Annotated in this window: 15 protein-coding genes and 1 tRNA gene; 9 read left to right on the top strand and 7 right to left on the bottom strand. The window is 60.5% G+C overall.

Annotated features, from left to right (window positions below):
• The first annotated feature begins 399 nt into the window (after positions 1 to 399).
• From ACMG4N_RS07855 to ACMG4N_RS07845, 3 genes are all read left to right on the top strand, one after another.
• A tRNA-Arg gene (locus ACMG4N_RS07855) sits at positions 400 to 476 on the top strand.
• A gap of 111 nt (positions 477 to 587) precedes the next feature.
• Positions 588 to 1796 (top strand): MFS transporter, encoded by a 1209-nt coding sequence (locus tag ACMG4N_RS07850; protein WP_297770806.1) that lies wholly within the window; start codon positions 588 to 590, stop codon positions 1794 to 1796.
• 122 nt (positions 1797 to 1918) lie between these two features.
• Positions 1919 to 2095 carry a PLDc N-terminal domain-containing protein gene (locus tag ACMG4N_RS07845; RefSeq protein ID WP_084573421.1) on the top strand — a complete coding sequence of 59 codons (177 nt, stop codon included), beginning with the start codon at positions 1919 to 1921 and terminating at the stop codon, positions 2093 to 2095.
• Here ACMG4N_RS07845 and ACMG4N_RS07840 read toward each other — a convergent pair.
• Positions 2052 to 2792, bottom strand: a complete 741-nt coding sequence (locus ACMG4N_RS07840; RefSeq protein WP_297770804.1) for an START domain-containing protein — start codon at positions 2790 to 2792, stop codon at positions 2052 to 2054. The genes ACMG4N_RS07845 and ACMG4N_RS07840 overlap by 44 nt on opposite strands.
• Positions 2793 to 2996: 204 nt before the next feature.
• Complete coding sequence (locus tag ACMG4N_RS07835; RefSeq protein ID WP_297770801.1) at positions 2997 to 4442, bottom strand: phospholipase D-like domain-containing protein; 1446 nt, start codon at positions 4440 to 4442, stop codon at positions 2997 to 2999.
• A gap of 395 nt (positions 4443 to 4837) precedes the next feature.
• Here ACMG4N_RS07835 and ACMG4N_RS07830 point away from each other — a divergent pair, with 395 nt between their 5' ends.
• A complete protein-coding gene (locus tag ACMG4N_RS07830) occupies positions 4838 to 6196 on the top strand; it encodes a KamA family radical SAM protein (protein ID WP_414433256.1) in 1359 nt (452 codons plus the stop codon).
• 225 nt (positions 6197 to 6421) lie between these two features.
• Positions 6422 to 6853, top strand: coding sequence for a DUF3332 family protein (locus tag ACMG4N_RS07825; protein ID WP_414433255.1), 432 nt, complete (start codon positions 6422 to 6424; stop codon positions 6851 to 6853).
• A 52-nt stretch (positions 6854 to 6905) separates the two neighbouring features.
• Here ACMG4N_RS07825 and ACMG4N_RS07820 read toward each other — a convergent pair whose 3' ends face one another.
• Positions 6906 to 8306 carry a PLP-dependent aminotransferase family protein gene (locus ACMG4N_RS07820; protein ID WP_414433254.1) on the bottom strand — a complete coding sequence of 467 codons (1401 nt, stop codon included), beginning with the start codon at positions 8304 to 8306 and terminating at the stop codon, positions 6906 to 6908.
• Between the two features lie 147 nt (positions 8307 to 8453).
• Here ACMG4N_RS07820 and ACMG4N_RS07815 point away from each other — a divergent pair, with 147 nt between their 5' ends.
• The 4 genes from ACMG4N_RS07815 (at position 8454) to recD (ending at position 18061) form a co-directional block, all read left to right on the top strand.
• Positions 8454 to 8615, top strand: coding sequence for a hypothetical protein (locus ACMG4N_RS07815; RefSeq protein WP_414433253.1), 162 nt, complete (start codon positions 8454 to 8456; stop codon positions 8613 to 8615).
• A 107-nt stretch (positions 8616 to 8722) separates the two neighbouring features.
• On the top strand, positions 8723 to 12115 hold the full coding sequence (recC, locus tag ACMG4N_RS07810; protein WP_414433252.1) for an exodeoxyribonuclease V subunit gamma: 3393 nt from the start codon (positions 8723 to 8725) through the stop codon (positions 12113 to 12115).
• Between the two features lie 216 nt (positions 12116 to 12331).
• Positions 12332 to 15925 (top strand): exodeoxyribonuclease V subunit beta, encoded by a 3594-nt coding sequence (gene recB, locus ACMG4N_RS07805; RefSeq protein ID WP_414433251.1) that lies wholly within the window; start codon positions 12332 to 12334, stop codon positions 15923 to 15925.
• A gap of 198 nt (positions 15926 to 16123) precedes the next feature.
• Positions 16124 to 18061: an exodeoxyribonuclease V subunit alpha gene (gene recD / locus ACMG4N_RS07800; protein WP_414433250.1), complete on the top strand. Its 1938-nt coding sequence runs from the start codon at positions 16124 to 16126 to the stop codon at positions 18059 to 18061.
• A gap of 225 nt (positions 18062 to 18286) precedes the next feature.
• Here recD and ACMG4N_RS07795 read toward each other — a convergent pair whose 3' ends face one another.
• The 4 genes from ACMG4N_RS07795 to ACMG4N_RS07780 form a co-directional block, all read right to left on the bottom strand.
• On the bottom strand, positions 18287 to 19393 hold the full coding sequence (locus tag ACMG4N_RS07795) for an OmpA family protein (protein WP_414433249.1): 1107 nt from the start codon (positions 19391 to 19393) through the stop codon (positions 18287 to 18289).
• Positions 19394 to 19748: 355 nt separating this feature from the next.
• Complete coding sequence (locus ACMG4N_RS07790) at positions 19749 to 20072, bottom strand: YdbL family protein (RefSeq protein ID WP_273009085.1); 324 nt, start codon at positions 20070 to 20072, stop codon at positions 19749 to 19751.
• An 11-nt stretch (positions 20073 to 20083) separates the two neighbouring features.
• Positions 20084 to 20272, bottom strand: a complete 189-nt coding sequence (locus ACMG4N_RS07785; RefSeq protein ID WP_062817528.1) for a YnbE family lipoprotein — start codon at positions 20270 to 20272, stop codon at positions 20084 to 20086.
• On the bottom strand, positions 20269 to 22878 hold the full coding sequence (locus ACMG4N_RS07780; RefSeq protein WP_414433248.1) for a YdbH domain-containing protein: 2610 nt from the start codon (positions 22876 to 22878) through the stop codon (positions 20269 to 20271). The genes ACMG4N_RS07785 and ACMG4N_RS07780 overlap by 4 nt, the downstream gene beginning before the upstream one ends.
• Positions 22879 to 22894 lie beyond the last annotated feature (16 nt).

The following is a 22894-nucleotide window of genomic DNA, read 5'->3' as shown; positions in this document are numbered from 1 at the left end:
CTGTAACAAGGAAATATGAGAAGTAGGAGCCACCACTGTTTTGCTGTAGGAGCGTCGCTCGCGGCGCGATTGATAACGTTGACATCGCGCCGCGAGCGACGCTCCTACAGCACAACGGAAGTATGGCGAAATGCATTCAATTACCGGATTAATAGTAGCCAATCGCTATTCACGGACTGGCACCACGACGAAAAGTCCTTACAATCGTCACTGCTTCAGCCCCGGTAGCTCAGTTGGGTGAGGTCGGGGGTTTCCAAAGCATGCTTTGGCCGAACGAACGCGAAGCGGATACCGCCGCTTTGCCGGCGCCCGCAGGGCGAGTAAGCGCCGACAAAATAGCCGCTTGCGGCCCAGAAACTGGCACCGCCACTAAAAGTCCTTACAATCGTCACTTCTTCAGCCCCGGTAGCTCAGTTGGATAGAGCAAGCGCCTCCTAAGCGCTAGGTCACAGGTTCGACTCCTGTTCGGGGCGCCACTTCTTTTCAGTACCCGCATCACATCGCCACACCCTGCCCTGCCAGCAGGCTGCGCCTTGAAAATTGAACCAGATTCAATAACACTTGCCGCCCCATGCTCAGGAGGCGTCATGAACACTCAGGCCCCGCCCACCGCACTCAGCCGTTCGCTGGTCTTTCTGATGGCCGCCACCACCGGCCTGGTGGTGGCCAGCAACTATTACGCCCAGCCCCTGCTTCATACCATCGCCGACCGGCTCGACCTGTCCTACGCCCGGGCCGGGATTATCGTGACGACCGCCCAGGCCAGTTACGCGGTGGGCCTGATTCTGCTGGTGCCGCTCGGCGATCTGCTTGAGCGCCGCCGGCTGATTGTCACCATGATGCTGTTTGCCACCGGCGGCCTGCTGGTCAGTGCCACGGCCACCTCTCTGCCCATGCTGCTGGCCGGTACCGCGATTACCGGGGCCTTTTCCGTGGTGGCCCAGGTGCTGGTGCCCTTTGCCGCCACCCTGTCGCCGGTGGCCAACCGGGGCAAGGTAGTGGGCACGGTGATGAGCGGGCTGCTGTTGGGTATTCTGCTGGCGCGCACCGTGGCCGGTGCGCTATCCACCCTGGGCGACTGGCATACGGTGTACTGGGTCGCGGCGGCCATGATGCTGGTCAATACCCTGGCGCTGTGGCGCCTGTTACCCCGTTACCGGCAGGACACCCGGCTGCACTATGGGCAGCTGATCGGCTCCATCGCCGGGCTGTTTGTGCGTTACCCGCTGTTCCGCCGCCGCGCCTTGCTCGGTTTGCTGATCTTCGCCATGTTCAGCGTGCTGTGGACATCGCTGGCCTTTCTGCTGTCTGAACCACCCTGGGGATTCAACGATGCCACCATTGGCCTGTTTGGTCTGGCCGGCGCCGCCGGTGCCCTGGCGGCTCGACCCGCAGGCGGTATGACCGACCGGGGATATGGTGGCAGGCTGGCACTGATCGGCGTCTTCGCATTACTGGCGTCGTGGGGGCTGCTGGGATTAGGAGGTTTCTCCCTGATCGCGCTGGCGGCGGGTATTGTGCTGCTGGATCTGGCGTTGCAGGCGGTCCACATCACAAATATGAATCTGATCTTTGCGCTGGATGACAGCGCCCGTAATCGACTCAACTCCGGCTACATGTTTCTGTATTTTCTGGGTGGCGCCTTCGGTTCGCTGGCATCGGCGGCGGCCTACGATCACTACGGCTGGAACGGGGTTGTCACACTGGGGGCAAGCCTCGGCCTGATTGCCCTGCTCTATGGCTGGCGCATTCAGGCAACGGAATCCATCAGCGCCACCGCGGTGCAACGCGGGTAGCGCAAGGCAAGCCGGAACGACCCGGGGCAGTATCAAACCTTCTTTTACATATCAGTGATTTACCCGGTGGGGCGGCTGCTCTAGATTGAAGATTCCATTCGGGTACGAGAAGGATCTTGCTGATGAAAATCCTGGGACTGCTACAACTTGCCCTGGCGATCTATGCCATTGTGATGATCATCCAGTCCGGCGCTGAAACCCTGCACAAGGTGCTGTGGGTGCTGCTGGTACTGGTATTACCGCTTGTCGGGCTGATTATCTGGGGGCTGATGGGGCCGGGCTCGCCGCTGAAGCGTTAGCAACCTCCTGCGGCTGCTTTTCCTGCGGCTGCTGCCAGCTCTTCGGAGTCTGGTAGTAGCCGTGGGAGATTCCCTGGAAACGCGGCAGGTTCACCACCCGGCGCAGTCGACGCAGTGAGAAATAGGGAATATCCCGCAAAATGATATTGGCCAGCCAGGCAGGTACAGCGCCACCCGGGTCCAGTATCACCTCAATGGTTACCTTCACCTCCCCCGGCGACAAGGGCTCGAACCGGTAATAGCCTTCCATCTGCGGCATGCGCACATAGTCAGGCTGCTCGGGAAATACCGGCGGATTGAGGGAAAACGGCATTACCAGATCGTAGCTGTCCGGCTCCTGGTAGAACGTCACACGCAAAGGCGCATCCCGATCCTTCACCGGCCATGGCAAACGCGTGGTGACATAGACGTCACGCTGATAGGGGGAAGCCCGGTGCAGGTCGCGAATTTCAGAAACCATGTGCATGAAAGACGCCACCGCAGCGTAGTCGTCCATCAGGGCACCAATGGCATTAAAATCCGCCACCGGCACCACGCCCACACCACGAAAGGTTTTCAGCCGTGAGCTGTCGTCATCCTGGCGATAAACCTGAATATCATCCCGGTCCGTGACCAGCACCCATTTTGACGAGTCGGCCATGGACATGGCCGAGCCACCCAGCAGGATCAGGCCGAGTAAAAATCGTTTTATTATCATTCTGTTTTCCTGACGCATCCCCATCGCCGCACCTGAGACAGTCCGGCGAGTGATCACTTTATAACCTGCCTGACAGCGCCAGACCTGCCTGACGAAGAAAAATGTGACATAGACAACCCGAAAATGCGACTTGTCGCACAGCCGGTGCGCCCGAAAGCCCGCTGACTGGTACGTCATGGCGGCAACCGACGTCACGGCTTCAGATCAAAGATAGGGTTCCATCAGATGCGAGAGGGCGTTGCGCAAACGGCGCCAGGGTGCCATGTCACGGAAATGCTCCGACTCCATGCGGGTAGACAGCAGGATATGGCGATCCAGCACCTTATCCACCCGGGTGGTAAGAGTGGCGCTGTAACACTCCAGATCAAATTCGAAATTCAGGCGCAGGCTGCGGGCATCCCAGTTGCCGGAACCGAGCATCAGCCAGTGCTGATCCACCGTCATCACCTTGCTGTGATCAAACGGCGGCGGCGACAGATAAAGCTCGGCGCCCTCGCCCACCAGCCAGCGCAGGGCATGCAAACTCGCCCAGTTCACCATGCGCAGGTTGCTCTTGCGGGGAATCACGATCTGCACCTGCACCCCCTTGAGGATGGCCATCTGCAAGGTGGCCATCAGGGTCAGATCCGGCACGAAATAGGGAGTGACAATGCGGATACGGTGCTCGGCACTGCCAATGGCCGCCAACAGGGTAAGACGGCGTTTATCAAAATCCGCATCCGGGCCGGCGCTGATACCCCGCGCCTGAACATCCCCCACCTGGGCAGGGCCACGGTAGCTGGTCTCCAGCACTTCCCCGCAGGTAAAGACCCAATCGGCAGCGAAACTTCGCAACAGCTGGCCGACCACCGGCCCTTCAAGTCGGGCATGCAGATCCGTGGTGCGAGCCGGCTTGTGTAGATAACCTGCACGGATATTCATGCCCCCGGTAAAGCCCAGAGAACGATCCACGATCATAATCTTGCGGTGGTTTCGCAGGTTGATATAGGGCATGCGCCAGGGCGCCAGGGAGTAAAGAAAGCGCTGTACCGGCACCCCGCGCCGGCGCAAGCGCCAGACTACGGACGGCAAGGAATAGTGGGCGCCCATACCATCAATCAACACCCGCACCTTGACGCCCCGTTTGACCGCCGCCGCCAGAGCCTCCACCAGCGGCTTGCCGGCAGCATCATTGCCGAAAATATAGGTCACCAGATAGATGCTCTCGCTGGCGCCATTAATCGCGTCCAGCATGGCCTGATAGGTCTGCGGCGCATCCAGCAATGCCAGCTCGTTGCCGTCGGTGAGCGGCAAATGGGTCAGACGCCCCACCAACCTGCTGAGCACCTGCAGGTGCGGCACCGTGGGCACCGCTTCTGCGGCCACCCGCCAGCCATCATCACTGTCAATCAGCCCGCCGGTGAGCTGTCGGGCGCGACGCTGGATACGGTTCACCCCCAACATGAAATACAGCACCGCACCGAGCACCGGCACCAGCCACACCAGCCCGGTCCAGGCCGCTGCCGCCCGGGCGTCGCGCTTGTTCTGGGCCACATGGGCAGTCACATAGATCGCCAGGGAAAGGCTGATTGCTGCGGCAATATAAGGCCAGAACGGCTCCAGCACCGCCAGCCCCTGATCGTAACGGCTTTTCCAGAATGTCAGATCCAACGCGTTCCCGCTCCTTGCCTTCCCACAGCCCGGGTGCGAACGTCCTCAGGCTGGCAATATTGCGTCAACATAGCATATCCCCCAGCGCCCCGTTTCCGGCAAAAAACCAGTCAGATCAGCGGCTTTGCTCTTTGCCGTCCAAGTCACTAAAATACGCCCTCTTTTTTTGGGACAACCACAGCCGCCACGCGCTGTACGTCCTCCCCGACAAGGCTGGGAGACGTGGGTCCCGGGTCCTCAGCGTCGACCATGATCGGCGCACGTTAGTTATCAACTCAGCGTCAGCTGCCGCTGGCCATCTGTAGTACCGAATACAAATCCTGCTGGTGTAGGCAACCAGTGTACCGGTATTGGCGATTCCGTCGTCATGCCGGCGCATGATGAGGAGCGATACCATGCCCGAAACCAATGCCGTCATTCCGCTGCATCAGAGCACGGAACCGCAGTTTGATGAACCGCGCCGTTTCAAGGTCTTTACCGCGCGCCAGCTCGACAAGATCGAGCCACTCAAACGGCTGGACGACGAGACCCGCTTTGCCATGGAAGTCGTTGCCAACGTGCTGCCATTCCGGGTCAACGAATACGTCATCGACGAACTGATCGACTGGGACAAGGTGCCCAATGATCCCATCTACCAGCTCACCTTCCCGCAGAAAGGCATGCTGGCCCCGGAACACTTCGACAAAGTGGCCGAGGCCATGCGTGGCGGTGACAAGGCGGAAATCAAGGCCGCCATCGCAGAGGTCCGTGAGGCTCTGAACCCGCACCCCGCCGGGCAGATGGAACACAACATGCCGGAAGTGGACGGCGAGAAGATCGATGGCGTCCAGCACAAGTACAACGAAACCGTACTGTTCTTCCCCAGCCAGGGGCAGGTATGCCACAGCTACTGCACCTTCTGCTTCCGCTGGGCCCAGTTCATTGGTGACAACGATCTGAAAATCGCCACCAAGGAAGCCGGTCAGCTGAAGAAGTACATCCAGGCGCACCCGGAAATCACCGATGTGCTGATCACCGGCGGCGACCCGCTGGTAATGAAGACCAAGAACCTGCGCGCCCATATCGAACCGCTGCTGGAACTGGAACAGATCCGCACCATCCGCATCGGCTCCAAGGCGCTGACCTTCTGGCCACAACGTGTAGTGTCCGACGACGATGCCCAGGACCTGCTCGACCTGTTCCAGGAAGTGCAAGCCAACGGCAAACACCTGGCACTGATGGCGCACTACAACCACTGGCAGGAACTGGAAACGGACATCGCCCGGGAAGCCGTGCGCCGGGTACGCGCCACCGGCGCCGTGATCCGCGCCCAGGGCCCGCTGCTCGCGCACATCAACGACAACGCCGACGACTGGGCCCGCCTGTGGCAGACCCAGGTAGAGCTGGGCATCATCCCCTACTACATGTTCGTGGAGCGGGACACCGGTGCACGTCGTTACTTTGAAGTGCCGCTGGCCAAGGCCTGGGAAATCTACCGCGATGCCATGAAACAGGTATCCGGTATCGCCCGTACCGCCCGTGGCCCGAGCATGTCCAGCCACCCGGGCAAGGTGGAAATCCAGGGCGTTACCGAAATCAATGGCGAGAAAGTGTTCGCCCTGCGCTTCATCCAGGGTCGTAACCACGACTGGGTACAGCGCCCCTTCTTCGCCAAGTACAACGAGGAAGCCACCTGGCTCAATCATCTGGAACCGGCCTTCGGCGAAGAGAAATTCTTCTTCGAAGATGAACTGGCAGAGATGGAGAGCGAGTAACGATCAGTGAATAGTTAACAATGAACAGTTAACAGCGGCGCGGTTGAAGTGTCGTGCTGTTGTAAACGTAAGAGGCCGCGCCCGGACATCGAGCGCGGCCTCTTGCGTTGCAAAACAGGAAAGTCAGTGTCGCGAACTGTTAACTGTTCATTGTTAACTATTCACTGCTTCCCCTTACCGCTGAATGACAGCAATAATGAATTCACTCAACTCAAGGAGAGTCCGATGAAAAAAATTCTCGCTAGTGCTTCTGCTGCCGCTCTGCTGACCGGCTGTCTTGGTCAGAACGCCCTGTTCGATACCGTCCAGGACTGGAATGCCACCGCCACCAACAATAAATTCGTCAACCAGGGCATCTCCTTTGTGTTCTGGTGGGTACCGGTTTACGGGCTGTCCTTGCTGGGCGACATCATCATTTTCAACTCCATCGAGTTCTGGACCGGCACTAACCCGATCAGCAAGGAGGGCGCCAAAGTCGCCGGCACCAACGAGACCGTAACCGACGGGCTGGGCAATGAAGCCGAACTGACCTACAACGCAGACGGTTCCATCACCGTGGTGGCCGCCCAGGAAAGCTACACCCTGATCAAGCAAGGCGATCAGGTCATCAAAGTGCAGGACGACAAGCGCGAAGTGCTGGGCTCTGTGATGATGTAACCCCCCACAGGAGCCATGCCCCGCATGGCTCCTGAACGTCTTTAACAAGCGATTAAAGCAGCCGCGACAAAGTCACCAGCGCCTGCTCCACCCGGTTGTCCCACTTCACGGCGCAGTTCAGCCGCAGACAGTTGGCGAATTTTCCGGATGCGGAAAACAGCGAGCCCGGGGCAAAACTTACCCCGGCCTCCAGCGCTTTTTCCATCAGCTCGGTGGTATCCACTTCCCCCGGCAACTCCACCCACAACACAAACCCGCCCGCAGGCCGACTCACCCGGGTCTGTTGCGGAAACAACTGCGTCACCCGCTCGGTCATTCTTGCCACACCCCGGGCGTGCTCACCGCACAGCTGGCGCAGGAACCTGTCGTAATGGCCACGCTCCAGATAGCGTGCCAGCACCAGCTGTGATGGCGTGGCCACCGATACCGTATTGATGAATTGCAGATACTGGGCCTTTTCACGATGGTGCGCCGGCGTCACCAACCACCCGATCCGCAAGCCCGCAGACAGGGTTTTCGACGAGGACGAGCAGTAATACACCAAACCGTCACGGTCCCAGCTTTTCACTGGCCGCGGCCGTGGCCCGCTCAGTGGCAGATCCCCGTAGATGTCATCTTCCACCAGCGGCACCTTGTGCTTCGACAACAATGCCAATAACGCCTGTTTACGCGTATCGGAAAGCTGCACCCCGAGCGGATTGGAAAAATTCGACACCACCACACAGGCCGATACGTTCCAGCGATCCAGCGCCAGGGTCAGGGCCTCCAGGGAAATTCCCTCCTCGGGATCGGTGGGAATTTCCAATGCCTTCAGGCCCAGCGAATCGATCACCTGCAACAGGCCATAATACGTGGGCGACTCAATCGCCACGGTATCGCCGGGCTTGGTGGTCAGCTTGAGCGCAATGGCCACGGATTCCTGGCAGCTATTGGTAATCAGCACATCTTCCGGGCTGACCTCGCACTGCAACCCCGCCAGCCGCCGGGCAATCTGGGTACACAGTTCCGGAGCGCCAGGCGGAAAGGCATAGCCCACGCAGCGCCGACGCTCCTCACGCAGCACGCTGTGAAACATCCTTTCCATGGTTGCTACCGGCATATATTCCGGCGCTGGCACCGCCGCCCCCAGGTTTACCACCGAGGGGTTATTCACATTCTGCAGCACCTGCAGCACCCGCTCCTGACCGGTAATCCGGCGGGGGCGGCGGCTTGCCGTGGTCACCCGGGGAGCCTCACGCACCACCGGCGGCTGGCGAACGTAATAACCGGATCGGGGACGGGCTTCCAGCACGCCGCGCTGCTCCAGTTCCCGACAGGCATTCACCACCGTGGACACGCTCACCTGCTGCTGAGCCGCCAGCACCCGCACGCCGGGAAGACGGCTACCCACCGGGTAGACCTGATCACGAATCAGGATCTGCAGGCGATCCGCCAGGCTTTGATACAAGGTCATGGGAAGGAATCCAGTACAGTTTTTAGCATAGCAAGCAGTACAGATTACAATCCTTACAATCTGTACCGCTTCAATATTGTTTTTTTATATCTGTAATGTCTTTCGCTGTCTACCTAGTCTGTCTGTCTCATCACAGGGAGAGATCGGATGTCCAGAAAATGGTTGCTTGCCTTGCTGTTGTTACCCCTGCTTGTCCAGGTGCTATTCAGTGATAACGGCGCCGATGAAAACGGCGCCCGCACCGTGCATCAGAACCCGGCGCCAGAGAAAGTATCGCAGCGCCCGCAATGGTGGTTGAGTGTTCTTTGAAAAGAGGCGTCTGACGTTCGACGCTGCACGTCAGACGCCTTAACCCTTCCTCCTTCTGCCCGACTCCCTTAGGCTTAACCCTTGGCAATTATCCCCAAGGAATGTCCATGCAAAACGGGCTGATGGTGCTGCACGGCAACCGTCTGGAAACCCTCACCGAGCTGGTGGCCGACTGGCTGCAGCGTGAGCCGCTGTCACCACTGGAAACGGAAACCTTTCTGGTGCAGTCCAACGGCATGGCCCAGTGGCTGAAACTGCAACTGGCGGATGCCCTGGGGATCAGCGCCGGCTTCCAGTTCCAGATGCCGGCCCGTTTTTTATGGAGCGCCTATCGCACCGTGCTCGGCGAAACCCAGGTGCCGCGCACCTCGCCCTTCGATAAATCACGACTGTTGTGGCGCCTGTACCGGTTATTGCCCACGCTTCTCCATAACGAGCACTTCGGCCCATTGCGGCATTTTCTCGCCGACGATGTGGATGGCCGCAAACGCCATCAGCTCGCCGAGCGCCTGGCGGATCTGTTCGATGCCTACCAGGTCTATCGGGCCGACTGGCTGGCGGACTGGGAAAGCGGCAATGACCGTCTGCGCAAGGCCCAGGACCGCGACGCCTTTGATGATTTCCCCACCAGCCAGCTATGGCAGGCGCATCTGTGGCGCGCCCTGCTGGCGGACATGGATGACAGCAAACAAGGTCTCAGCCGCAGCGCTATCCACCGGGATTTCATGGCCGCACTCACTCAACAACAGGGCGCTCCACCGCCGGGCCTGCCACGCCGGTTGATCATCTTCGGCATCAGCGCCCTGCCCCAGCAGGCTTTGGAAGCGTTGGCCGCGCTCAGCCAGCACTGCCAGATCCTGATGCTGGTACAGAACCCCTGCCAGCATTACTGGGCAGATATCGTCGAAGACAAACAACTGCTGCGCCGCCAGCTGGACAACCGCAAACGCCACCTGACCGCCCTGCCGGAAAACCGCGTTAACCCGCTGCTGGCCGCCTGGGGCAAACAGGGCCGGGACTTTATCGGGCTGCTCTACGATCACGACGACCCGGACAGTTATCGCAGCGCCTTCCAGAACCAGATTGATCTGTTTGAAAACCGCGAACCGCACACCTTGTTGCAACAATTACAGCAGGACATTCTCGATCTGGAACCCCTGCCGGTGCCGGACCAGCGTCCGCCCCTGGAAGTGGACAGCTCCCTGCATTTCCGCATCGGCCACAGCGCTCAGCGGGAAGTGGAAATTCTGCAGGATGAACTGCTGGACCGTTTCAGCAACGACCCAAGCCTGCAGCCCCGTGACGTGATCGTGATGGTGCCGGACATCGAAGCCTATGCACCGCACATCGACGCCGTGTTCGGCCAGCTGGAACGGGACGATCCGCGCTATCTGCCCTATACCCTCAGCGACCGCAGTGCCGGTGCTGCGTCCCCCCTGGCCCAGGCGGTGGAATCCCTGCTGCACCTGCCCCAGTGGCGCTTCACCGCCACCGACATTCTCGATCTGCTGGATGTGCCCGCCGTGCGTGAGCGCTTCGGCATCGACGAGGGCGATCTGCCGCAACTGGCCCGCTGGATCGACCAGGCGCGCATTCGCTGGGGGCTGAACAGCCAGCAACGCAAGACCCTGGACGTGCCCGGTTTCGAACAGAACAGCTGGGCCTTCGGCCTGAAACGGATGCTGGCCGGCTACCTGCTCGGCGACGGCCCAGCCTGGATGGGCATCGAACCCCTGGACGAAGTGGCCGGCCTGGGGGCGGAACTGGCCGGCCGACTGTCGCGCCTGCTCGATACCCTGGAACACCACTGGCAACAATCCCGTCAGGACGCCAGCGCCAGGGAGTGGCAACAACGCTTCACCCGGTTACTGGATGACCTGTTCGCCCCCGTGGACGAAACCGACCAGACCCTGGATGCGGGCCTGCGCGACGCCCTCAACGACTGGCTGGCCGCCTGCGCCGAAGCGGACTTCGACAGCCCCCTGCCGCTCACCGTGGCCCGCCGCCCCCTGCTCGATGCCCTGAACGCGGGAAGCCTGTCGCAACGGTTCATGGCCGGGCGCATCAACTTCTGCACCCTGATGCCCATGCGCGCCATTCCCTTCCGTCATGTCTGTCTGCTGGGCATGAAGGACGGCGATTACCCGCGTCAGCAACAGCCCATGGATTTCGACCTGATGCGCCAATGGGGCAACTATCGTCCCGGCGACCGATCCCGCCGGGACGACGATCGTTATCTGTTTCTGGAAGCCCTGCTCAGCGCCCGCGACAGCCTCTATATCAGCTGGACCGGCCGCAACGTGCGCGACAACAGCGAACGCCCACCCTCGGTACTGGTGGCGCAACTGCGCGACCATATCAACCAGCGCTGGCACACCGACCAGGGGGAACCGGTGGATGCCCTCACCGTGGCGCATCCGCTACAACCATTCAGCGCCCGCTACTTCTTCCACAGTGATCAGGATGCGGCCAACGATTCACTACACACTTATGCCAACGAATGGCGCGCGCTCCACGATGGTCAGGCACCGGCTGTCAGCAATGATCAGCCCTTGCCGCCACTGGACAGCGGCGAGCCGATTACCTGCGCCGCTTTGGGCCGCTTTCTCAAACAACCCGTGGCGCACTTTTTCGAGCAACGGCTGAAAGCGCGCCTGAAACAGCAACGCCAGGTATTGGACGACAGCGAACCCTTCGCCTTCGATGGCCTGCAACGTTTCCAGCTACAGGACCAATTGCTCAATGAAGCCCTGCGTGCCGGCCCGGAGCATGCCGGCGACGCCATGGCGCACACCCTGGATCGTCTGGCCGGCAGCGGCGACCTGCCCCTGGCGCCCTTTGACGAAGGCAGCCGCGACAGCCTGTTGATGCCCCTGTCGCAGCCACTGGAACACTACTTTGCCCTGCTGGCCGAGAGCGGCGCACCGCAACCGCAACAGGAAATCCGCCTCAACGCCGGCCCTTTGCAGATCGAAGACTGGCTCACCGACCTGCGAGGCTCCGCATCGAATAGCCAGCGTCTGGTCCTGCACACCGGCAAGCTGAAAGAGCGCTTCGACAAACTCACCCGGGACTGGACCCTGCACCTGGCCGCCTGCGCCGCCGGGCATCCGCTGACCACCCATATCCAGGGCCAGGATGGCCGCGTCACCCTGCCCCATCTGAACCGCAGCGACGCCCAGCAATGTCTGAATCAACTGGGCCACGCCTGGCAACAGGCCCTATGCGAACCGCTGCCCATCGCCTGCGCCACCGCCTTCGCCTGGCTGAAAGGGGAAGAAAAAGACAACGGCGACAACGAAGCGCGCAAGGTGTTCGAATCCGGCTTCATGCACACCGGCGAACAGGACAAGGAACCGGCCATTGCCCGCGCTTGGGCCGACTTCGATACCCTGCTCGCTGTTCGCCACGGCGACGAAAGCGCCTTCGCCTACTGGACCGAGCAACTCTATGCCCCGCTCTACCAGCACGCCCAATGGAGTGAACATGGCGATCATTAAACGCACCCCTTCTCCTGTTTTCGTAGGGTGCACTGAGCCTAAGGCGAACTGCACCGTTGAACAGCGACAAGCGACAAGCTGCAAGCTGCAACACGGGAAAGTGCGATACCTGGCTGACAGTTCCTTAGCCGCGATTCGGTTACTCTGCCGACGGTGGAATGGTGCAGTTCGCCTTAGGCTCAGTGCACCCTACGCAGTTGCAACCGGGGGTAGCGCATGAACGTTGAACGTCCGCTCCCGATTACCTTTCCGCTGCACGGTACCCGGCTGATCGAAGCCAGTGCCGGCACCGGCAAGACCTTTACCCTGGCCGCCCTTTATCTGCGTCTGGTGCTGGGTCATGGCGAAGAGAATGCCTTCTCGCGCCCGCTGCTGCCGCCGGAGATTCTGGTGGTAACCTTCACCGAAGCGGCCACCGAGGAACTGCGCGAACGGATCCGCGATCGCCTGGCCGATGCCGCGCGCATCTTTGCCGATGCCAATGCAGACGCCGACGACCCGGTACTGGCCGAATTGCTCAACGACTACAGCGACCCGCAAGACCGGGCCCGCTGTGCCCAGCGCCTGGACGCCGCCGCCCAGTGGATGGACGAAGCCGCCATCTACACCATCCACGGCTTCTGCAACCGCATGCTCAAACAGCACGCCTTCGATTCCGGCAGCCTGTTCAGCCTGGAATTGCAGGAAGACGCCAGTGACGAGCAACAAATGGCAGCGCGGGATTACTGGCGCTCGGTGATTGCCGATTTCCCGGTGAGCGCCGCCAATGCCCTGCAAAGCGACAACCTGGGCAACCCGGACGCCCTGCTGGACGCCTGCCGCCCCCTGCTCGGTTTGAAAGAAGCCGACCCGGAGGAGCTACCGCAAAGCGTCACTCACTGGCTCGCACAAACCAGCCCCCAGGCGGACAAGGATCAACAAGCCCGCCAGCAACTGGCCGCCGAACTGCCGGACTTTCTCGAATGGGTGCGCGCCGCCCGCGACAACAAGTGGCTCAACGGCAACAGCTACCGCACCACCAGCCTGCCGGGCATGCTGCAAACCCTGCAACGCTACGCCAACGGCGAACGACTCAACGACAAGGCCTACAACACCCTGGCGAAGTTTTCCCATGAAGGCATGAAGCTCACCAAGGCCGGCCAGGATCACCGCCCGGACTTTGCCTTCTGCCAGCAGCTGGATGCGGTCATGGAAGGGCGGGCAAATACACAGTTGCCCCGCACTGACCTGCTCGCCCATGCCGCCGCCTGGATTGACCGGCGCGTGGACCAGGTCCGTCGCCAGACCGCCACCATGGGTTTCGACGACATGCTCAGCCGCCTGCACGATGCCTTGAAAGGCGGTAACGGCGAACGGCTTGCCCAGGTCATCCGCGACCAGTTCCCGGTGGCACTGATCGACGAATTCCAGGATACCGACCCGACCCAGTACGGCATTTTTTCCGCACTCTATGAAGGGCAGGAAGGCACCGGCTGGTTCATGATCGGCGATCCCAAGCAGGCCATCTACGCCTTCCGTGGCGCCGACGTTTTTACCTACCTGAAAGCCCGCCGGGCCACCGCAGGCAACCACTACACCCTGGATAAAAACTTCCGCAGCGCCGACGCCATGGTCAAGGCGGTGAACCATCTGTTCACCTACAGCCAGAACACCTTTGGCGATGTGTTCATGATGGACAACGCCATTCCCTTTGAAGCGGTAAAGGCCAACGGACGCAAGGACGTTCTGTTAGTCGACAACAACCAAAAATCCGGCATTACCCTGTGGGTGGACGAGCAAGAAAAACCGGTGAGCGCCGGCCAGTACCGGGATGAGCAGGCGGCACGCTGCGCCAGCGAAATCGCCCATCTGCTTAACGGTGCCGTGAAAGGCGTTACCGGCTTCCAGAAAGGCGACAGCTTCCGGCCCCTGCATCCCAACGATATTGCCATCCTGGTACGCGATCGCACCGAAGCCAAAGCCATCCGCGATGCGCTGATGGAACGCCAGGTTCGCAGCGTTTATCTGTCCGATCAGGATTCCGTGTTTGCCCAGCCCGAAGCCCATGACTTGCTGCTGATCCTGCACGCCTGCGCCACCCCGGAATCCGATACCCGGGTACGCAGCGCCCTGGCCTGCGCAGTACTGGACCTGGCCTACGCGGAACTGGATGCCCTCAATCAGGATGAAGTGCGCTGGGAAGAAACCGTGGAGCAGTTTCACGGCTATCGTCATCAATGGCAGAGCCAGGGTGTGCTGCCCATGCTGCGCAGCCTGCTGATGGATTTTCATGTACCCGCCCGGCTCAGCCAGAGCCTGGACGGCGAACGCGCCCTGACCAACCTGCTGCATCTGGCCGAACTGTTGCAGCAGGCCGCCACCCAACTGGATGGCGAACAGTCATTGATCCGTTATCTGGAAGACACGGTTGAAGAAGGCCGCGGCAGCAGCAAGGAAAGTATCCTGCGCCTGGAAAGTGACGACGACCGGGTCAAAGTCATCACCATCCACAAATCCAAGGGCCTGGAATACCCGCTGGTGTACCTGCCCTTTATCTGCAGCTTCCGCCCGGCGGACAAGAACAAGCCGCCGCTGCGCTACCACGAAAACGATCATCTCAATGTGTCGCTGGAACCGGACGAGACGGTGGAAAACAAGGCGGACCACGAGCGCCTCGCCGAAGACATGCGCCTGCTCTACGTGGCCCTGACCCGCGCCTGCCACACCTGCACCCTGGGAATCTCGCCTTACATCAAGGGCCGCGGCAAACAGAACCAGCTGGAGAAAAGCGCCATCGGCCGCTTGCTGTTCGGCAACGGCGTGGCCAACAACGGCCTGCGTTCAGCGCTAGCGCCGGTGGCCGATGATACGGTCGCCATCATCAACGCGCCCGACAGCAACCTGGAATGCTATCAACCCAAAGCGCAAGCGCGGACTCTGCGCACGCCGCTGATTCCTGTGGCGCGACAACGGCAACCCTGGTGGATTGCCAGCTACAGTGCGCTCAAACAGGTACAGGAAACCCTGGCCCCGGCGGACCCGCGCGGCGATCAACTGGCCGAGCAGCAGGACGACACCGTTATCGATGACGCCGAACCACTGCCCGATACCATCCACGCCTTCCCCCGTGGCGCCGCACCGGGCACCCTGCTCCACGATGTACTGGAGCAGGCCGCCAACCAGCGCTTCACACAGACCCTGGCCGACCCCGCCGAGTTTGAAACCAGCGTGGAAGAAAAACTGCAGGCCCGGGGCTGGCAGGATTATATCGAGGTGATCCGCCACTGGTGGAAGCAGGCGGTCACCACGCCCTTGCCGCTGGCGAAAAGCGAGATCGCTCTCAACACCCTGCACACCTATGTGCCGGAACTGGAATTCGTGTTCCCCGCCCACCAGGTGAAAGTGGCTGAGATGGACACCCTGATCCGCCAGCATATCCACCCCACGCACCCGCGCCCGCGACTAGAAGCCGACACCCTCAACGGCATGCTCAAGGGCTTTATCGATCTGGTGTTCGAGCACGACGGCAAGTACTACGTGCTCGACTACAAATCCAACTGGCTGGGCGTGGATGACAGCGCCTACACCCTGGACGCCATGACCGATGCGGTGCTGGAAAAACGCTACGAAGTGCAATACGTGCTCTACCTCCTGGCCCTGCACCGCCTGCTGAAAAGCCGCCTGCCGGATTATGATCCCGACCAGCACCTGGGCGGCGCCGTCTATGTCTTCCTGCGCGGCCTGCAAGGCCCGGCGGCGGGGACAGTGTTTGATAGACCGGAGACCGAGTTGATTGAAGCGTTGGATGAGATGTTTGGAGGGAACGAATGAGCGCGATGACAAACCATCTCAACGCATGGAGCGTCTCACCCTCTCCCCCAACCCCTCTCCCCTCAAGGGAGAGGGGAGCTAACCACTCCCCCCTCTGGAGGGTCCCCTCTCCCTTGAGGGGAGAGGGACAGGGAGAGGGTGACGCTACGAAGCGCATTGCTATCCGGCCTCTCAATAGGCCAATCGCCAGGAGAGCCCATGCAAACTGATCTGTTCTCCGCCCTCACCTGGGAAGACGCGCTGATCTTGCTGCGTGACAACAACCTGCTGCGCGATCTGGACGTGGCCATTGCCCACTTCCTTAACCAGCAATGCCCCCAGGCAAGCTACGAAGTGTTGCTACTCGCCGCCTTCACCAGCAATCAACAAGCCAGCGGCCACCTCTGTCTGGACCTGAAAAACCGGGAACTGGCCACCCAGCTGTGGGGCACCAGCCCACCGCCGGAGCTGGTCACCCTACTGCCCGGCAAACCGGATGACTGGCTACATGATCTGCAACACAGTCCGCTGGTCAGTCAGGACGGCAGCACACCCCTGGTGCTGGACGGCAGCCGCCTTTACCTGCGCCGTAACTGGGCCCGGGAAGCGTCCGTCGCCGAGGCCATCGGCCAGCGACTGGCCACGGTCAGCCCGTTGCCTGCCGAGCGTCTGCGCGACGCCCTGGCCCGATTATTCCCGAACGCCGGCGACCAGACCGATTGGCAACAGGTGGCCTGTGCGCTGGCCAGCCGCAGCGGTATCGGCATCATCACCGGCGGCCCCGGCACCGGCAAAACCACCACCGTGGTTCGCCTGCTGGGGCTGCTGCAAAGCCTGGCCATGGCGGACAACCAGCGCCTGCGTATCCGCCTCGCTGCCCCCACCGGCAAGGCGGCGGCGCGGCTCACCGAATCCATCGGCGAACAGGTGCAACAACTGGACGTGGAAACCCCGGTACGCGACGCCATTCCCACGGAAGTCACCACCCTGCACCGGCTGCTCGGCACCCGCCCGGACAGCCGCCACTTCCGTCACCACGCTGACAATCCCCTGCACGCGGATCTGGTGGTGGTGGACGAAGCCAGCATGATCGACATGGACATGATGGCCAGCCTGCTGGAAGCCCTGAGTCCCCACACCCGGCTGATCCTGCTGGGCGACAAGGATCAACTGGCCAGCGTGGAAGCCGGCGCGGTGATGGGTGACTTGTGTCGCCATGCCCACCAGGGGCGTTATCAACAAAGCACTATCGAATTTGTCAGGGACACCTGCGGGGCCGACATCAGCGACTATCAGGAAACCGAACAGGCCCCGGGCAACGCCCTGGCCCAGCAGACCGCCATGCTGCGCACCAACTGGCGCTCCAAGGACAGCCCCGGCATCGGCGAACTGGCGCGGGCGGTGAACGAAGAAAACCTGCCGCAGGTACGCAAGGCGTTTCAACAATACGGCGACAGTCTGCATCGTCACCCCCTGCGCAGCGATGGCCAGCAACTGGAAACCCTGCTGCTGAACGGCAGTGGCGATCACCCGGGTTTGCGTGCCCTGTTTCAGGCGGTGGCGACACCACCGGCGCAACGGCAAGAGTTCGATGATTGGGCGACCGCATTGCTCAAGCAACTCACCCACCAACAACTGCTCAGCGGTTTGCGCAGCGGGCCGTTTGGGGTGGAGCAACTGAATCAGCGCATCACCCGCCACCTGCAACAACAGGACCTGACCCCGGAGCGGGAATGGTATCCGGGCCGGCCGGTGATGATGACCCGCAACGATTATCAGCTGGGATTAATGAACGGCGATGTAGGGCTGACCCTGCCGCTGCTGGAAGAGAGGAATGGCAAAGCGGAGTTACTGCTGCGAGTCGCGTTTCAGTTACCGGACGGCCGCATCAAATGGGTACTGCCCAGCCGCCTGGACGGCGTGGAAACCGTTTATGCCATGACGGTGCATAAATCCCAGGGCTCGGAATTCCGGCATACCCTGCTGGTGTTACCGGACGCCCCCCATCCGCTGCTCACCCGGGAACTGATCTACACAGCCGTCACCCGCGCCCGTGACCGCTTCACCTTGCTGGAATTCGGCAAACCGGCGGTGCTGGACAGCGCCGTCAAGAAACGTACCTGGCGGGCGTCCGGGTTGGCAGAGCGGTTGAGTTGAAAGTTTAAAGTTCAAAGTTGAAAGGCGCGCAGAAACTCTGGAGCCATACGACACACCCCTGAGCCGCGCCGCCCTCGGATTGAAAACCCATACAGGAGAATCGCGGCAATCAACGTTAGCCGTTTAGCAGACCTCTATCCCGCGCTTTTTAACTTTCAACTTTAAACTTTCCACTAAAAAAAACGGGATGCCGAAGCATCCCGTTTTTTCTCCCGAATCGCGCGCTTACTTGAACTGCGCTTTCTTCTCTTCGGTTTCCACGATGATATCCGCACGGCGGTTCTTGGCGCGGCCTTCGCGGGTGCTGTTGTCCGCTACCGGCTTGCGCTCACCAAAGCCTTCCGTGCTGATCCGCTCACCGCTGACTTTGAAATCTTTCATCAAACGATCCTTCACGGACTGGGCACGACGCTCGGACAAGCTCTGGTTGTACTCTGCCGGGCCGGTGCTGTCCGCATGACCTTCCACACGGATGCGGCCTTGTTCACCACCGTTAAGGCGCTCCGCCACACCGCGGATTTCATCGCTGAACTGACCCTGGATGCTATCGCGATCAAAGCCGAAATAGATCACCGAGGTTTCGCGCTGCTCCAGGCTCTCATAGACCTGACAGCCATCCGCATCCACCACCGCACCGGAGGCGGTATTCGGGCAACGGTCACGGTCATCGTTGACCCCATCACCATCGCTATCTCCGGTTACCACTTCAGCCGGGGTAGCCGCCACCACCTCATCCTCAGCGCTGTCGTCGCTGTCGTTACTGATACCAAACGCCAGGTTAAGGCCCGCATAGACCTGGCCTTCCCAGTACTCGCGATCAGTGCTGTAGGCGTGACGGGTACCCAGATCCAGAATCACATGCTTGAAGAACGCACGCTGCATACCCAGCTCGACACCGGTCATCAGCTCGTCGTTTTCATCACTATTGGGGTTGTTCAGGCTTTCGATCAGCTGCTCGCCCACATTGATACCCGCATAGGGTTCAAAACCGAGAATGCCGGTATCGTTGAAGTGGTAACGACCGCTGACGAAATAGTTGGTCATGTCCAGACGACGGCCGGAATCGTATTTGCTTTCCGCATCGCCTTCCACCTCGTCATACCAACCCTGTACCGACCAGTTGGGATGAAAACGCCAGCCAAGCTGACCACCATAAAAAGGCACATCATCCAGGCCATCGGTGCCGTTACCGATCACATCGTTGTCGTAAAAGGTGTAGTAACTGGCATGGCCACCAATATAGCCATAGCGATCCGGAACATTTTCTCCGGCCATGGTAAGGGGGGAAATAAACAGCGGAAGAGCCGCAGTAACGCGCAAAATCTTTTTCATGGCAGAGTTCCTTTCCTGTTGCCCAGTAATTTCGCGGATTTAACCACCAGGACGAAGAACAAGCAGCCATGAAGCAGTGCTGAGAGGCGTAAATTTACGGAAATTTAACGACTATAATATCAATGATTTACACAAGATTAATGAATAACTATCAGTTGGAACGAGAGCTCCAATGCTCTATCTATAGCAATTTATTTTTATAAAAGAGATATTAAAATCTCTCTTCAAGATATTTTTTTGCCCCCGTAGGGTGGATTAGCCATAGGCGTAATCCACCATCCCGGTTCCCCCCAGACGCCAAGGCTCTTTTGGTGGATTACGCCTGCGGCTAATCCACCCTACGCAAGCATTACCTCTACTTGGTGACCCACTGACCGTCCGGGGTTCGCACATAGTCACCGCCATCGGTCTTGTCGATGGCCTTCTGGCCGGCCAGGCGTGCCACCTGATCCAGGGTAATGCCGTTCTGTTTGGCGATACGCTCATAGGCATCACGGCGTTTCTGGTTGATATCCGCCACCAGCTCCACGGCAGCCGGAGTCGCCTTGACCACGCCCAGATAACCGTCCGGTTGTTCACCCACCATCCCCTGGCTTTTTGCCGCATCCAGATCCAGTGCAAACGCCGCCATGCTCAACAGCAGGGTCAGGGTGGCAATCATGGTTTTTACAATTTTCATCGTCCCTACTCCTAAAACAGGTCGCTGTCTTCACTGAACAACTGATCGATATCCTTTTCCACCTTGAGGCGGATTTCATGGTCGATCTTCACGTTCAGATTGATGGTGATGGGTTCCTCCGGGGCTTTCAAAGCCACCGTCGGTGTGCAGGCGGGCAACAGGGTTACCGCCAGCAATAAACCCGGCGCGAGTGTTTTCATTGGGCTCTCTCCGTGCGCAGTTTCTCGGTGATGTCATCGCCAATACGCAGGCTGCGCATCAGCACCAGCATGTTTTCCCGATGGGTGTAGTTAAACACCACCGGCAGATTATTTCTCTGCGGATTCACACCCTTGATCGTCACTGCGGCTTCCAGCCAGCCATCCCTGTCCATATTCATGCGGGCCTGAAAATCCGGAATGGTCAGCACGCTGAGGCTTTCCAGGGCCAGTTTCACGGCCTGGTTGGAGCTGGCCATGGATTGCACACTGGAAGACGGCGGGATTCGCAGGGACAGGGTTTCCTCATTGGCCAGCCGGGCTCCTTCCACCACCATAAAATTCGTACCCAGTTGCAGCGGCACATAGCCGCCAACACGCCCATCCAGAAATACCGCCGGCGGGTTCTGCAAGGCGGCCACCTGCTCCAGATCAATGCGGGTAATCACCACCGGCTGGGGACGGGGTGACGGCCAGTCCAGTGCCGGTGCCCGCAGAGAGCCTCCCAGCAGATCCGCGCTGATATCAGTGAACTGCCATTGGCTGAGATCGCTCTCCATCTGCAGGGACAGGCCGGTAATCGGGGTACCGATATCCAGGGTGTTCGCCGTCACCGGCCCCTCACTCTTTAGAGACACCGCGCCATCACGATAGTGCCCTTGCAGAGTTCCCTGAATCCCTCGGGCCGTGACGCTGCCCCAGTCCACTCCCGTATCCGCCAGGCGGATTGTCCCTTGAGCAGACAGAATGTCACGCCATTGCCAGCTACCCTTGCCTGTGAGCGTACCTTCCTGCGGCGTCATTGCCAGGCCCTGGCCCATGGCCGGGATCAACTTGCTATCGATCTGAAAACTGCCTTGAGGGACGTCCCCTGCCAGAGAGGCTTGCGCCGTCAGCTCACTTTGCCAATCGGCAATGGTCAGCCGTGCCGTGGCTTTTTTACCGACCAGCCGGGCACTGCCTGCCACCACCGGCAACCGCCAGCGGGCCGCCAGCAGGCCACCACTGCGCAGTTGCACCTGACCATGGGCCCCGGCAGTGCTCACCGTTACCGGGCCACTGGCCGCTACGGTGAACGGGCGTAGCAACACCTGCCCCACCAGCCCTTCGCTGACGGACAGTTGGCTGCCATTGGCCAGCACCACCGCACTGTCTTCCAGGTGCCATGGCACCTGCAGGGAGACGTCACCGCCCCGATCATAGTCGGGAATGGACGAGGTGGCCGACAACGTGCCCTGCCAGCCGCTCGCCGCCTGGCGGAAGGACAGGCTGCCATCGAGCGGGTAGCCGGCATACTGACCTGCCACGGTGGCCTTGCCCCCGTAAGGTGCCCGGTGCAGGGATTCCAGCGGCAACCGAAAGGCCAGATGATCGTCTCCATTACGGGCGCTGAGGGTAATTGGCTTTCCCTGCAAGCCATCGCTGGCGGCCTGACCTTGCCAGTGGCCATCCAGCCGGTACCCTTGCCAGCGGCCCTGCAACGCCAGCGCGCCCTGCCACTGCCAGTGTTTGCCCTGCCATTGGAGCCGGCTGGGGCTGGCCTTGAGGCGCAGGTCTTCATAGCCAATCAGCAACGGCAGATCCGTGACGCCGTCCAGCGCCATGGGCACTTGCAGGGGCTCTTTCCATTGCGCGGAGAGTTGTTCCGGCAACGCCAGGGTTGCCGGCGACAGGGTCAGCATTCGATCCTGCCACTGAAAATCCAGTTGCCCATCCAGCTCCGGCCCCGTCAACATGACCCGCCCGGCACCCTGTTCTATGGTCCCGTCATCACTGTTGGCAGAAACATGCACCTGTCCTGGTGGCCCTTGCAATTGTAACTGTCCCCGGGCTTGCAACAGGGCAATGCCCTGCCCTTGCAACGATAACGGTGCCGGGATTGCCAGCTGCCAGTGCTCATTGAGCGATAACGGTTCGCTGAGGCTCATCTCAGCCTGCCACTGCACACCAGTAAAACTGGCCTTCATTGCCAAATCGGCTTTTTGCGGCTGAGATTGCAGACCGGCATCCTGCAGGGTTGCGCTCAGGGTGCCAGCGGGTTGCCCATGCCATACACCCTCGCCTTCAAGCTGCCATATACCCTGCCAGTCCGTCAGCCATTCCTTAAGCGAGCCGTTGCCGTGCAGCGACCACTGCCCGTCATCGCGGGCATACTCCGCCTTCAGGTCGCTTTGTGGACTCTCCACCTGAAGGGACCAGTTCTGTTGTTGCTGTCGGGCTTTTACCTGCAACGGTGGCGGGACCACCTCACCGATTTCAGGCAACTGCAACGTCTCAATGGAAAGCGCAAAAGGGGGAGTCCAGGGCAGGGATGCCGGCATCACAAAACCGTCATCGTCCGCGCCGCTGTCACAGGCCGTGACGGTGACCATCCGCGTGTGGACAGTGAGAGGAAACAGATCGCGCAGAACCAGATCTTTCCCCGCCAGCGGCGCGCAACCGTCAGGCTGCCAACGCCAATGGGCCAGAGTCAGACCGTCGTCCCAGCCCGGTTTGCCCACGCGCAGGCCCTGGCTATAAAGCCAGCCCGCGGCCACCAGTGCCACAATCAGCAGCAGTAGCAGCGCATAACCAAGGCCTCGAAAAACAGGCGGGAAAAATCGAACCATAACGGTTAGAGCCAGC

Source organism: Alcanivorax sp. IL2, from assembly GCF_047495475.1.
Classification (GTDB): Bacteria; Pseudomonadota; Gammaproteobacteria; order Pseudomonadales; family Alcanivoracaceae; genus Alcanivorax.
This window is presented reverse-complemented; position numbering and strand designations above follow the sequence as displayed.